General features: G+C 42.8%; 15 protein-coding genes and 1 pseudogene. 11 read left to right on the top strand and 5 right to left on the bottom strand.

Annotated elements, in window-relative coordinates; all coding sequences use genetic code 11:
• Nucleotides 1-151, top strand: a 151-nt coding sequence (locus A1232T_RS09390) for a zinc ribbon domain-containing protein (RefSeq protein ID WP_143513945.1), incomplete at its 5' end; no start/stop codon positions are given.
• 80 nt (nt 152-231) lie between these two features.
• Nucleotides 232-1,692: a Na+/H+ antiporter NhaC gene (nhaC, locus tag A1232T_RS09395; RefSeq protein WP_077449171.1), complete on the top strand. Its 1,461-nt coding sequence runs from the start codon at nt 232-234 to the stop codon at nt 1,690-1,692.
• Between the two features lie 235 nt (nt 1,693-1,927).
• Here nhaC and A1232T_RS09400 read toward each other — a convergent pair whose 3' ends face one another.
• Nucleotides 1,928-2,914, bottom strand: a complete 987-nt coding sequence (locus tag A1232T_RS09400) for a glutathione S-transferase family protein (RefSeq protein WP_077449172.1) — start codon at nt 2,912-2,914, stop codon at nt 1,928-1,930.
• A 179-nt stretch (nt 2,915-3,093) separates the two neighbouring features.
• On the bottom strand, nt 3,094-3,744 hold the full coding sequence (locus tag A1232T_RS09405; protein WP_077449173.1) for a DsbA family oxidoreductase: 651 nt from the start codon (nt 3,742-3,744) through the stop codon (nt 3,094-3,096).
• 302 nt (nt 3,745-4,046) lie between these two features.
• On the opposite strand from A1232T_RS09405, the gene potA reads away from it, so the two are divergent.
• Genes potA through A1232T_RS09425 form a run of 4 tightly spaced genes read left to right on the top strand, consistent with a single transcriptional unit; the run spans nt 4,047 to nt 8,036 of the window.
• Nucleotides 4,047-5,195, top strand: coding sequence for a spermidine/putrescine ABC transporter ATP-binding protein PotA (gene potA / locus A1232T_RS09410; protein ID WP_077449174.1), 1,149 nt, complete (start codon nt 4,047-4,049; stop codon nt 5,193-5,195).
• On the top strand, nt 5,188-6,102 hold the full coding sequence (potB, locus tag A1232T_RS09415; RefSeq protein ID WP_077449175.1) for a spermidine/putrescine ABC transporter permease PotB: 915 nt from the start codon (nt 5,188-5,190) through the stop codon (nt 6,100-6,102). Before potA ends, potB begins: the two co-directional genes overlap by 8 nt.
• A gap of 10 nt (nt 6,103-6,112) precedes the next feature.
• A complete protein-coding gene (gene potC / locus A1232T_RS09420) occupies nt 6,113-6,889 on the top strand; it encodes a spermidine/putrescine ABC transporter permease PotC (protein ID WP_077449176.1) in 777 nt (258 codons plus the stop codon).
• Nucleotides 6,890-6,899: 10 nt separating this feature from the next.
• Nucleotides 6,900-8,036 (top strand): ABC transporter substrate-binding protein, encoded by a 1,137-nt coding sequence (locus A1232T_RS09425; protein ID WP_077449177.1) that lies wholly within the window; start codon nt 6,900-6,902, stop codon nt 8,034-8,036.
• 121 nt (nt 8,037-8,157) lie between these two features.
• Here the strand turns inward: A1232T_RS09425 and A1232T_RS09430 are convergent, their stop codons facing one another.
• Nucleotides 8,158-8,871, bottom strand: coding sequence for an exonuclease domain-containing protein (locus A1232T_RS09430; RefSeq protein ID WP_077449178.1), 714 nt, complete (start codon nt 8,869-8,871; stop codon nt 8,158-8,160).
• Between the two features lie 213 nt (nt 8,872-9,084).
• Here A1232T_RS09430 and A1232T_RS09435 point away from each other — a divergent pair, with 213 nt between their 5' ends.
• Entirely contained in the window at nt 9,085-9,831 is a 747-nt protein-coding gene (locus A1232T_RS09435; RefSeq protein ID WP_077449179.1) for a cupin domain-containing protein, read from the top strand.
• Between the two features lie 5 nt (nt 9,832-9,836).
• On the opposite strand, the gene A1232T_RS09440 is transcribed toward A1232T_RS09435, so the two are convergent.
• Entirely contained in the window at nt 9,837-10,889 is a 1,053-nt protein-coding gene (locus tag A1232T_RS09440) for a multidrug resistance efflux transporter family protein (protein WP_077449180.1), read from the bottom strand.
• A 183-nt stretch (nt 10,890-11,072) separates the two neighbouring features.
• On the bottom strand, nt 11,073-11,486 hold the full coding sequence (tnpA, locus tag A1232T_RS09445; RefSeq protein ID WP_077449181.1) for an IS200/IS605 family transposase: 414 nt from the start codon (nt 11,484-11,486) through the stop codon (nt 11,073-11,075).
• Between the two features lie 60 nt (nt 11,487-11,546).
• Here tnpA and A1232T_RS14525 point away from each other — a divergent pair, with 60 nt between their 5' ends.
• The 4 genes and pseudogenes from A1232T_RS14525 to A1232T_RS09460 all read left to right on the top strand — a co-directional run.
• The gene (locus tag A1232T_RS14525; RefSeq protein WP_279625893.1) at nt 11,547-12,068 is read left to right on the top strand and encodes an RNA-guided endonuclease TnpB family protein; all 522 of its coding nucleotides are present in this window, start codon (nt 11,547-11,549) and stop codon (nt 12,066-12,068) included.
• A complete protein-coding gene (locus A1232T_RS14530) occupies nt 12,035-12,673 on the top strand; it encodes an RNA-guided endonuclease TnpB family protein (RefSeq protein WP_279625894.1) in 639 nt (212 codons plus the stop codon). Before A1232T_RS14525 ends, A1232T_RS14530 begins: the two co-directional genes overlap by 34 nt.
• A gap of 146 nt (nt 12,674-12,819) precedes the next feature.
• Nucleotides 12,820-13,080 (top strand): nuclear transport factor 2 family protein, encoded by a 261-nt coding sequence (locus A1232T_RS09455; RefSeq protein WP_077449182.1) that lies wholly within the window; start codon nt 12,820-12,822, stop codon nt 13,078-13,080.
• A gap of 86 nt (nt 13,081-13,166) precedes the next feature.
• Nucleotides 13,167-13,375 (top strand): annotated as a pseudogene (locus tag A1232T_RS09460) (transposase); the annotation flags it as partial.

Consider the following 13,375-nt stretch of genomic DNA (forward strand, 5'->3'; position numbering starts at 1 on the left):
TGACAGTAGTCCAAAAGGTAGAGCAGGTTTGCGAATAAGAGGATGGGCTTGTGCTGAGTGTGGCACATGGCATGATAGAGATATCAATGCTGCTAAGAACATCCTTGCGGTCGGGCTTGACCGTCTAGCTGTAGGAATCCCCTCGGTTTAGCGAGGGGAGGAAGTCAATACACAGTTGTCCTATACAACTTATGGATAGCGTTAATTAAATCAGGGAGATTCCACCTTTTTATGATAAAAAATAAGCCCTACGATCCTGAGGTAAAGGGCTATAGAGCCTCATCAAACTTTCTGCTAGACATCGCTCCTCTCGTACTCACCGCCATGATCTTGATGGTGCAGTTCTTCGTCTTCAAAGACTTCACTCCCCATATTCCCTTAGCCTGCGGTATCTTAATTACCGCTGTCTTTATGGCCGCTCGTGGCCGCAGTTGGGAAGGTATGGAATCGCGTTTTTTACGTGTGATTCGTGTGGGCCTGCCAGCCATTATTATTTTAATGGGGGTAGGTATGTTGGTTGGTGCTTGGATTATCGCCGGTACCGTACCGACTATTTTGTATTATGGCTTTGATATCTTTAGTCCGTCCTCATTCTTAGTCTCGGTCTGTATTATTTGTGCGGTGATTTCGATTGCGACTGGTACTTCGTGGGGCACGATTGGTACGGTTGGCCTTGCGATGATGGGTATTGGTACCGGCTTAGGCCTACCTCCTGAATTGACAGGCGGCGCTATCGTATCAGGTGCTTTTTTTGGTGATAAGATGTCACCGCTATCAGATACCACAAACTTAACGCCAGCGTCTGCCGGCATCGATCTGTGGGACCATATTAAAGGCCTATTGCCAACGACTTTACCTGCTACCATTATTGCCTTAGGGCTTTATGCTTGGATTGGGGCAGGGTATAGCTCGGACTCTGTCGATATGTCATCGATTCAGCAAATGCAGCAAACCTTAGCGGACAATTACACCATTAGCTTATGGACTCTGTTGCCAGCAGTGGTTGTGGTCGGTGCTGCGGTTATGAAGTTCCCTGCCATTCCTACGGTGTTAATTGGGGTATTCGTGGCCTCAGTAATTGCCTTCTTTTTGCAGGGTGTTGGTGTGCACGACATCTTTGTGGTGCTACAAGATGGCTTTGTCAGTGAAACAGGTATTGAAGTGGTCGATCAGCTGCTGACCAAAGGCGGCGTTATGTCGATGACTTGGGTAGTAACCCTAACCATTTTCGCCTTAGCATTTGTGGGTTCGCTTGAGCATTACGGAACCCTAAAAGCAATTATGGTGAAGCTAAACAAAATTATTAAAACTCGCTTTGGCTTGGTTGGCTCAACCTACGGCGTAGTGTTAGGCGTAGGTACCATCATTGGTGACGTTTATACCACCTTGGTACTGCCTGGCCGTCTGTTAAAAGATAAATATCAGCAAATGGGCTTTAAGCGTACGACACTAACCCGTTCTATTGAAGACTGTGGTACGTTATTATCACCCCTAATTCCTTGGAACATGGGGGGGAGCTTCGTAGCGGCAACACTTGGTGCAGCAACTTTAACTTATGCGCCTTACGCTTTTGTTTGCTGGATTTCTCCACTTATTGGTCTGGTTTGGTTAGTATTAAACAAATTTATTCCACGTGAGGAACCAAAAAAAGTAGAAGCTATGGAAAATCTATTACACCCAGATGCTCGTTAATTTAAACAATGATTAGCTTATGTTGTAATAGTTAACTGATATAAATGTTTAAATAAAAAGCCACTCTTGTTTTGAGAGTGGCTTTTTTTAATGTGGGTTAGCTTCGTGGATATAGCAGTTATTACCGGCTAAAAAAACCCAGTTTAACCGTCTGGAGAACAGCAACTGGGCAAAGGAAAGCATGTTATCGTTTTAGTGTTTTAGTTTTTATTATGGAATAGTTGTTGTTATGGTCTTATTTAGATAACTTTTCACGACCATGTAGCGTCATAAAGTCAATCTCAGGGCCACGAGGCACAATCAAAGTTGGGTTAATGGTGTCATGACTACCATAATAATGCGATTTGATATGGTCCATATTCACCGTTTCGGCCACCCCTGGCACTTGATATAGATCACGTACGTAGCCCCAGATATTTGGATAATCTACAATGCGTTTGATGTTGCACTTAAAGTGACCTACATACACAGGGTCAAAGCGAACTAGGGTAGGGAATAAGCGCCAATCTGCCTCGGTGATGGTGTCACCTGTTAGATAACGACGGGTAGCCAAACGCTCCTCAATCTTATCTAGCGCATCAAATAAACTAACGACAGCTTCATCATAGGATTTTTGGGTAGTAGCAAAGCCAGATAAATATACGCCATTATTAATATTGGGATAAATGAATTCATTTAACTCATCAATTTCAGCTATTAGTTCTTCAGGTAAGAAGTCTACTTCTTTATTGGCACCAACTTCATCAAACGCTGAGTTAAACATACGGATGATTTCTGATGACTCATTGCTAACGATGGTGTTTTTCTTTTTATCCCAAAGTACAGGCACAGTGACTCGGCCAGTATAATCAGATTTGGCCGCCGTGTAGATTTGATACATATAATCAGCATTTAATAGGGGATCGGCAATCACGCCTTCACCAGGCTGAAAGGTCCAGCCGTTACTGTGCATTAAAGGATGCACCACAGAGACCGAAATCATATCCTCTAAGCCTTTTAGCTTACGATAGATTAAGGTGCGATGTGCCCAAGGACAGGCCAAAGAGACATATAAATGGTAACGATTGGGCTCAGCTTTAAAGCCATCCGTGCCAGAAGGACCTGCACTGCCATCGACAGTTATCCAGTTTCTAAAACGAGAAATGTCACGTTCAAAGCGGCCTTTATTGGCTTTGGTGTCATACCATTGGTCATGCCATTTGCCGTCTATCAATAGTCCCATTTTGATCTCCTTGGTAATAAGTAATCGTTATTAATAAGTAACAGTTATTTAAGTAAGTTAAGATTATTTAAGTGAGTTAAGATCTGATGGGACTATACTAAGACTTTATTAAGTAACAATAAACAGGCGTTATGGCAATATATTGTTCTTAATTTTAGAACGCTGGCTGTTAACTGCTCTTATTTCATTGCCGCCAGTTGATTTAAGATACTTTTAAAGTTCTCCACCCCTTGTGCGCCGCTTACTAAATGACGCTGATTGAAGATAACCGCTGGCACGCTTTGAATGCCTTGTTGCTGTATTTGTTGCTCGGCAGTGCGTACCACTTCGGCATAACGTTGATCAGCAAGGACGGCCAAAGCTTGCTCACGGTCTAGGCCTACATCTTCTGCAATATCCGCTAGGACTTCTTCATCAGAGATATTACGATTGTCAGTGAAATGAGCGGCAAATAAGGCTTGTTTTAGCTCATGCTTAAGGCCATAGTCCGCTGCCCAGTTCAATAATTGATGGGCTTTGAAAGTATTGTGCATACGGGTGTCATCGGTAAAGTTAAATTCAAAGCCCACCTCTGCACCAGCTTCAGTAATCCTAACTCGGCTAGCATCCGACTCTTGCTGGCTTGAGCCATATTTCTCCATGATTTGCTCACGTAGGTTTTGACCTTCTTCTGGCATATCTGGGTTTAGCTCAAATGGATGCCAGTGTATCTCGTGAGCTGTGTGGGTTTGCTTTAAAGCTTCGGCCAATTGACGATAGCCGACCACACACCAAGGGCAGACAATGTCAGACACAATATCGATGCGCAGAGCAGGTAGAGCTTCACTCATGGTAGTTCCTTATTAAAGTTATATTTTGTTGAAAGATATGTTTATTTAACGATATTTTTATTAAAGGATGCCTTTATTAAATGCTATGTTTTTATTAAAGGTATGGAGGATTTATTCCTAAAATTTAAATAGCCTAGAGTTTAAATAACAGCATGATTTAAATCACCTGTAACTGTCAAGTTAGTCTATGTTGTATAACTACACGAAACTTGAGTAATTGTAAGCTTATCGGTTGGTTTTTTGATGTTGGTCATGTACGATAGCGCCTTACAAGCAACCCCCTTTGATATGAGATAGCTCCTATGTCACTTAATGAATCTTCTTCAATGGCCTCAGCGCAAATGTCTGATAAAAAATCATTGCTGCGTATCCGTGGTCTAAGCAAATCTTATGACGACACGCAAATTCTAAAAGGCATTGATTTAGATATTTATGATGGCGAATTTTTAACGCTACTAGGACCATCTGGGTGCGGTAAGACCACTTTATTGCGCTTAATCGGTGGGTTTGAGATGCCAGATACCGGTTCAATGCAGCTAGATGGCGTTGATATTACTAGCCTGCCTGCAGAAAAGCGTCCGATTAACACTGTGTTTCAGCAATATGCTTTGTTTCCTCATATGAGTGTGTTTGACAACATTGCTTATGGTTTAAAGCTAAAAAAAGTACCCAAAGATGAGATTAAAACACGGGTAAAAGAAGCTTTAGAGATGGTGCAGCTGGAGCATACTATTAATAGACGGCCACAAGATTTGTCAGGCGGTCAGCAGCAGCGTATTGCCATAGCTCGCGCCGTAGTTAATCGCCCTAAGATGCTATTACTTGATGAGCCATTATCGGCATTAGATGCCAAGATGCGGGTGCAAATGCAGTCAGAGCTTAAGCGTTTGCAGCGTGAACTTGGGATTACCTTTGTGTTCGTGACCCACGACCAAGAAGAAGCGTTATCGATGTCAGATCGTATCGCGGTCATGAAAGCAGGCGAGTTTCAACAGATTGATTCGCCCATTCGTATTTATGAGTCACCTGCTAACTTATTTACCGCCAACTTCATTGGTGAGACCAACTTATTTAAAGCCCGTGTGCTTGAAATTAGTGATAGCCGTATTAAAGTTGAAGTCACTGAACAAAAAGATGGCTTCCATCCGGTACGTGATTTGCCCCGTCCGAAATTTGAAGTACAAGTGGGCCAAAGTATAAACCTACTTCTGCGCCCAGAGGACATCCGCGTTTATTATCTCAATGAGGGCTATGATGGGCTTGTGGGCTACGTGGTCGACAGTGCGTATAAAGGCAGTACGCTTGACTCGGTGATTAAACTTGAAAATGGCAATATGGTTAAGGCATCAGAGTACTTTAACGAAGATGACCCCAACTTCAACTATAAGTTAGGTCAAGAGGTTAGAGTGGACTGGGTTGATGGCTGGGAGTGGATCTTACCTGATGAATAAGTCAATTGTACCCGATAATTCAGTAAATACGGCGACCCATACGGCTAGCAGAAGTCCGCTGTTTCAGCGTGTGACTTTGTTTGTTATCTGGGCCTGGTTAATTGTGTTTGCCCTCATCCCCAATATTTTGGTGGTGCTGGCAAGTTTTATGACCCGAGATGAAGACAGCTTCTTGGCATTGCCGTTAACTGCAGAGAGCTACTTACGCTTTATTGACCCGCTGTATGTCAAAGTATTTTTGCATTCGCTGAGCATGGCCTCTATTACCACCTTGATTTGCCTGATTTTGGGGTATCCTTTTGCGTGGTTGGTCAGCCGGGTGTCAAAAAAGTGGCAATCTTTTTTGATGTTATTGCTCATCATTCCTTTTTGGACCAACTCTTTGGTACGCTTATATGCGGTGAAGTTGATTATTGCCGCCAATGGTCTTTTAAGTTCAGCCTTGATTGGCATGGGGCTTATTGATGAGCCATTACAGATTTTATATACCCAAAAAGCGGTGATTGGCGGATTGGTCTATCTGTTATTCCCGTTTATGGTGCTGCCTTTGTATGCGGTATTTACCGATTTGCGCGATGATATTGTTCTGGCATCAAAAGATTTGGGTGCCAACAAGTTTCAGACCTTTTGGCATGTGATATTACCCTTGACCACACCAGGCATCATATCTGGAGTGCTATTAGTGCTGTTACCGGCAATGGGTATGTTCTATGTGGCGGATATCTTGGGCGGTTCGCGTAACTTATTGGTAGGTAACATTATTAAGTCGCAGTTCTTAGATGCTCGTGATTGGCCATTTGGGGCGGCTGCAAGCGTATTGTTGACGGCAACTATGGCGATATTAATTGCGGCTTACTACGCCAGCAGTAAACGTATTGGCAAAACCGATCATAACGAAGTGGCTTAAGGGGGTGAGTATGAGTAATACAATGAAGTGGCTTTCTCGCCTTTATTTAACCTTTATCTACCTAGTGCTGTTTGCACCCATCTTAGTGATGGTGGTGTTCTCATTTAATGCCTCAAAAGTGGGCTACACCTGGGGCGGCTTTAGCCTTGATTGGTATTATGAGCTATTTAATAATGAGGCGATGATACAAGCGGCCATTAACTCGGTGTTATTGGCGGTAGTGGCTGCCACGGTAACTACGGTCATTGGTAGCCTGACCGCCTTGTCATTTCAGCGTTATAACTTCAAGGGTAAAAGCGTACTACAAAGTTTGCTGTTTGTGCTGATGATGTCGCCAGAGATTGTATTGGCCATCTCCTTATTGGCACTATTTTTGATGATCGGTATTGAGCTTGGGTTTGTGACCTTATTATTAGCGCACATCACCTTCTGCCTGCCCTTCGTGGTGATTACTGTATCGGCGCGATTGGCCAGCCTAGATAATAGTATTTTAGAAGCCGCTCGTGATCTAGGCGCCAGTGAATTTACCATGATACGCACCGTATTATTACCAACCATTATGCCGGCGGTGCTTGCAGGTTGGGTATTGGCCTTTACGTTATCGCTTGATGATGTGGTGGTCTCAACCTTTAATACCGGCGCAAGCTTTGAGATTCTGCCGTTACAGATTTACTCTATGGTTCGTGTTGGGGTGAAACCAGAAGTTAATGCGGTAGGCACTATCTTATTGGCCATATCGCTGGTTGGCTTGGTTATATCACAGCTGTTGTTGCTCAGAAAACGTTAAGGATATTGTTATGTCAAACACTAAGTTTCTCACTCGCCGACGTTTTTTGGAAATAACAGGGGCAGGATTGGCTGCGCTATCAGGTATGAGTGCTCTTAGCGGCTGTCAGCCGACAGGCTCATCTCACGAGACAGAGGGTGAGTCTGCTGTCGTAAACACGGACGGTAAAAATGTGGTCAAGGTCTATAACTGGACCGAATACATTTCGGACGATGTGCTAAAAGCCTTTACTAAAGAGACCGGCATCGAGGTGGTGTACAGTACCTTTGACTCCAATGAGGCTATGTATGCCAAGTTGAAGTTGATGAACAATCGCGGTGACTACGACATTATTTTCCCAAGTACTGACTTCGTGGATAAGATGCGTAAAGAGGGCATGCTAGAGCAGATTGACCACAGCAAACTTCCCAACTTTAAGCATCTTGGTAAGTCGTTTTTAGATGCCGGTTTTGATCCAGAAAACAAGTTTAGTATTCCTTATTTGTGGGGTTCATCGGGTATCGCGGTCAATAAAAATAGAGTGGATATTGACACAATACGTTCGTGGAATGACTTATGGCGTCCAGAGTTCGAAGGTCGGGTGATGCTTATGAATGACATGCGTGATGTGTTTATTATTGGTCTGTTGGTGCTCGGCTATCCAGTAATGACCGAAGACCCGCAGCACATCAAAGAGTCGTATGAGGTCCTATCTAAGATGATGCCAAACGTGCGCACCTTTAACTCAGATGCGCCGCGTATGCCCTTTATTGAAGGGGAAACTTATCTGGGTATGGCCTGGAATGGTGAGGTGATCATGGCTCAAGATCAGGGCATGCCAGAGCTTGATTTTGTATATCCAAAAGAAGGCGCAATTATGTGGATGGATAACATGTGCATTCCAAAAAATGCCAAAAACCAAGACAATGCGCATGCGTTTATAGACTTTATCTTGCGTCCAGAGAACTCGGCCATTATCAGTGAAGAGATTGGTTATGGTTCGCCAAGTGAAGCGGCCAAAGCTTTACTACCGCCTGATATTGCCAATGATCAGATTATTTATCCGCGGGAAGAATTGCTGTCTCTTGCAACTTTCCGTGGCGATGTAAGCGACTCTACTATGGCGCTGTATCAAAAATACTGGGATAGACTTAAAGTCGATATGTAGTCTTAAGCACTAAACTATCAGCCTATTTATAACCGATTTAACTACTTCTAAATTGCATGAAGTAGCGGGTTATAAATAGACTGTTTTTAATGGGTTAATCAGGCTTACTATAGCTTAATGGTTAAGCATCCAATGCCTGCTGGCAAGCTTGAGCCAAATAAGGATCGATACTGTCTTGGGTTAGTAGCCATTTTAGATAGCCGGCGCCATCTGAGGTAGCAGCCAACTCTTTAATGGCCTGACCTTTGTATTTACCAAAGCTTAGGTGAGTAGGGATGCGCGCCATTTCACTAAATTGGTATAGGCTCTCAACGTCTGTGATGTTGTGACCTTGGCTATTGGCCAGCTCAATTAAGCTGCCCAGTACCAATTGGGTAAAGTAAATATCATAGATAGCAGCGTGTGCGTGTTTGGCTTGTTCACGTGCCACTTGGCGGTGAAAGTAATACAGTAAAGACACCAGTTTGTGGCTCTCAAGCGTGGGCAGCAAATAGCTTGACATCGCTTTAGTACAGATAAGCTTCGGGGTGTGAGTTACACCAGCATTTTTTAGCACTGCCATATCAAAGTCAATGTTATGCCCTACTAAATACTGCACACTGCTGGGTAAACGAAACTCTGTGTGCGGCGGCTCTTGGGCCACATCTTCATCACAAATATGAGAGGTTGCCATAGATCCTAAGCTAATGGGCTTTAGTGGATTAAAGCGCTTGGATCTTGGGGCTTGAATAACCTCAATTTTCCCGTTATTAATCTCAATAATGCTGTAAGCCGCTTCCGTCATGTGAGGCTCGACAAGCCCAGTGGTTTCGGTATCTAAAATATAAGTGGTCATAATAATAAGCCTGTAACGCCGCCGCTATTTAAAACGGGCATAAAAATATTAGTATCTAATAACAATGTACAAATAATCGCAAGTAAAGTCGATTAACCTTTGGTTTTGTCCATTATAATGACAAATTGGGTTAAGGTTATGAAATCTTTATCAATTTATTAGGTGTGACTACAAGTTTTAACTGCGATAAGGTCATACATTTAAGGATAGTTTATGCGAATTAATGCCGACTTTAGCCAGCGTGCCGAGCTTTGTGCAGAGCAGCATCAATGGGTGCACTCTCCGCAAAGTGGGGTACATCGCGTGATGCTGGACCGTATAGGTGCCAAAAAAGCTCGGGCCACAAGCCTAGTGCGTTATGCACCCGATTCTTATTTTCCGCATCACTTGCACCCTGGTAGGGAGGAGATATTGGTACTGCAAGGGGTATTCTCAGCCGATGACAAGCATTATCCTGCGGGCTGGTATCTGCGTAATCCGCCAGGCTCAGGGCATCAGCCTTATAGTGATGAAGGCGCGACAATTTTTGTCAAACTGCGTCAGATGACAGAAGATGAAAAGCAGTATGTGGCGATAGATACCAATGATGCAGAGCATTGGCAGGCTCAAGGCAAACGGCAGGTTTGTCCGTTGTTTTCATCAGAGTATGAGCAGGTTAGTTTACAGCGCTTGCAGTCAGGTGAGACTGTATTTGATAGTCGGCCAGAGGGTGGGGCAGAGCTGCTTGTAGTGAGTGGGTCTTTGGTTGAAATGAAATCAGATCAGCTATCAGATGAGTATAGCGCCGGCAGTTGGATTCGCCTGCCAGCTGTGATTGATGACAATACAGACGAGGATATAAATAGTGAATTAAATACCCGTTTTGCAAACTTCAAAGCGGGGAGTGATGGGGTGACACTTTATTTAAAAACTGGGCATTTGGCACAGGTTATTGGAGCGGATAATCACTCCGACAGTTAATACGCTTAGTTGTTTTTGGCAAATAATATCAAGCCCAATATGATAATCACCACGCCCAATAGACCCAGTGCTGAAGGCATGGGGTTATTTAACAAAACCATGCCACCGATTAAGGCGAAGATAACTTCACTTGCTTGAGTGGCATCCACGCCAGCCACTTCACTTGAGGTTTTGGCTTCTTCACGGGCATATAAAAATAATCCTGTGGCTACTACACCTGCCAATAACGCCACCAAAAAGGTATTAAAAACTTGCGAGGCAGCTGGTAAAGGTGGCCGTATAACTGTTGCTAAAATCAACCAAAAAGGCAAGCTGCCTAAAGTCATTAGCCATATCTTATTAAATGAGCTTTGTAATAGTAGGGTTTCAAATGACGGAATTTTGGCGGTAAGATAACGAGTTACTCGGCTATCAGCGACGTTGTTAGTATTTGCAGTGCTGTCCAAAAGCTCTTCTGTCGTCATATCTGGATTAAAAGCGGCTGAGGATTTAGCATTAGAGGAAGCTTGCCATACCAACTGATTACCAAGTGGATAACTAAAGGCAGCGATTAGCGCTGGCAGAGCACCATACAATAAGATTTCAAACAAAGGGGCTTGGTCGTGAATATCGGCATTTAGGCCTTCGCTTAAATTCACTAAGACCACTCCGGTGAAAATTAAAAAAGCATAAAAGAATATCTTTTTTTCGAAGCGTTGACCGAACGCCATTAAGATAAATAAGCTGCTCACCACAGTGAACATAAAGGTGGCCGCGACCACCCAACCACTGACATGGTCGGCTGCATAACAGATGCCGGCATAAAATAAACCAAATCCAATGCCACCAGTGACACACCAAAATATAGGGTTTTGTGCAAATAAAGCACTCAGCTGTTTAATTCTTCCTATTCCATGTTGGGCTATGATAATAAGAGAAACCAACAGCAGCATAAATACATAGCGCAGACTGGCCGACCAAAACCAATGACCGCCCACACTGCTCATCAACTCGTTAAGCACAAAAGTTGAGCTAAAAAATGCTCCTGCTAAAAGCCCTAATAAAATCAATTTTACCACTGTAGCTCATCCTAGTTGCGCCCTCTGTTTACCACAGTTTACCTAGGTTTTTTTATAACTACAATTTTTCTCGCATCTGAAATAAAAACACCAGTCAGGATACTTACTTTAAGCTTTTAACTTATCGTGCGTAATTCTCCACCTATAATCTTTGATTTAGGTGGAGATGTCAGCACGGGCGAGCTAGTCAGGACGTTCTTGTTTTTCGATATATTGCCTAATTGTATCAATGGTAGCACCGCCAGTGGTCAGCAAACAATATGCTCTAGTCCAAAGTACAGGCTTCCAGTAAAACTCTGCCAAATGTTCTGCAAATTCTTTTCTCATCAGTCGGCTAGTGACTGTTTTTAGACTATTGATGAACTTACTTGGCATGATATTGGGGTGCATATCAAGCAGTAAATGCACATGGTCGGATGCGCCTTGAAACTCTAACAGCTCAACTTCCCATTTTTGACAGAGGTTCGTTATGATTTCTTTTAGCCTATCAAGCATAGCCCCAGTAAAGCATTTTCTACCGTTTTTTGTAACTAATACTACAAAATGATAAGTAAGACTGTAAACGCAATGATAATACGATTTAGGTTTATTACTCATAATTGATGCTAAATACAAATAATGCTAAGTTATACCTACACTCAAGTCGACTAAAAAGCCATGCTTAAAGCCTATAAATATCGCATTTACCCAAACATCGAACAAGCCTTGCTAATCGAAAAGCACTTTGGCTGTAGCCGTTTTGTGTTCAATTGGGCGTTAGCATTGCAAAAACGCTACTACGCTATATTTGGTAAGTCTTTATCACGAACCAAGATTCAAAGTCACTTGGTTAAGAAAAAGAAAAAGGCTAAATTTTCATGGCTTAGTGAAGTTAATAGCCAGTCGTTACTAAATGCCTTGCTCAACGTACATACCGCTTTTACTAATTTCTTCAAAGGTCAGGCTAAGTTTCCACGTTTTAAATCTAAAAAAATCCCACAGCGAAGTTATCAATGCCCCCAACACTGCACGGTAAACTTTGAGCAAGGCATGATCAACCTACCCAAACTTAAGGGCATTAAAGCGGTGTTTAGCCGTGAATTTATTGGTAATATTAAACCGTTACCATTAGTAAAACTGCCACAGGCAAATACTATGCAAGCGTACTGGTTGATAATGGTGAAGCACTGCCGACACTAACTACCATTGAGCCCAGCTTGACGGTGGGTATTGATTTAGGCATCAGTCATCTACTTGTTCTGTCTGATAGTAGCAAGGTTGATAACCCAAAACATTTAGCCAAAGCCAGTCAAAGACTTTCTATACAGCAAAAAATATTTGCTCGTAAACAAAAGACCAGTAAGAACTATCAAAAACAAAAATTAGCTGTTGCTCGTATTCATGAAAAGGTACGCAACCAGCGCTTAGACTTACACCATGAAGTCACGTATAAACTGATTTGCGAAAACCAAGCTACCAGTTATGCGATTGAAGATTTAGGTGTAAAAAACATGGTAAAGAACCGTAAACTTGCCAAAGCCATTAATGATGTTGGCTGGGGACAGTTTGTTACTCTGCTTACTTACAAGGCGAATTGGTACGGCAAAAATGTTCTAAAAGTAAATCAGTTTTTTGCCAGTTCTAAAATTTGTTCGCATTGTCATCACAAATTAGACAGTCTGCCGTTATCGGTGCGTCATTGGGTGTGTCCTAACTGTCAAACACAGCATGACAGTGATATCAATACAGGCAATAATATACGCCAACAGGCGTTAGCTGATGTAGCAGGACTTGCTACTGTGTAAAGAGTTCCCCCAGTACGTGACTTTCAGTGTAAGTGTACTGGCGAAAGGTGGTGACACAATCTTAGATTGAAGTTACTATGGGTCGCAAAGATTCCCCAACCATAACCGCTAGGTTTGGTGGTGGGAGTAGGTCAAGAAGAGAGACTATGAAACAAAAAATTAGCGAACTTGAACAGCAGCGTTTTAGCTATTTACTAAATAAGCAGTATGATGAGTTTGCGGCTATGTGCGATGCCGATTTACACTATGTGCACAGCAGCGGGGTGACTGATGACTTATTTTCCTACCTGCAAAAACTTAAGTCAGGGTTGTATGGGTATCAACAGCTAGACTATGAGATTGGCAAGGTTATCGATATGCAAGACTATGTGATGGTAACCGGTGATTTTTATCACCAGTCGCCGTAAAACCACCCACTTCAGGGCATAGGTATCTACACAACTTAAAAAGAGCAAAAAAGAATGATAGAATCTTCCAGTATGGCATAGATAAAATGGAGCTAGATACGAGACTTATTAAACGTTATCAGCAACTCGTACACAATCACACTCACCCAAACGGTTATCTACATGCTGGTATGAAAGCAACTATGGATACTAAAAGCAGTTTTGCTCAGACCCAAGCGTTATGGCGATTTGTGCATAATGACAACATCAGCTATCAAGAGCTTAGTAAGCCGTTACTTGAAAACAGCTTACAAGG

Source organism: Psychrobacter pasteurii, assembly GCF_900162815.1.
GTDB classification, from domain to species: domain Bacteria; phylum Pseudomonadota; class Gammaproteobacteria; order Pseudomonadales; family Moraxellaceae; genus Psychrobacter; species Psychrobacter pasteurii.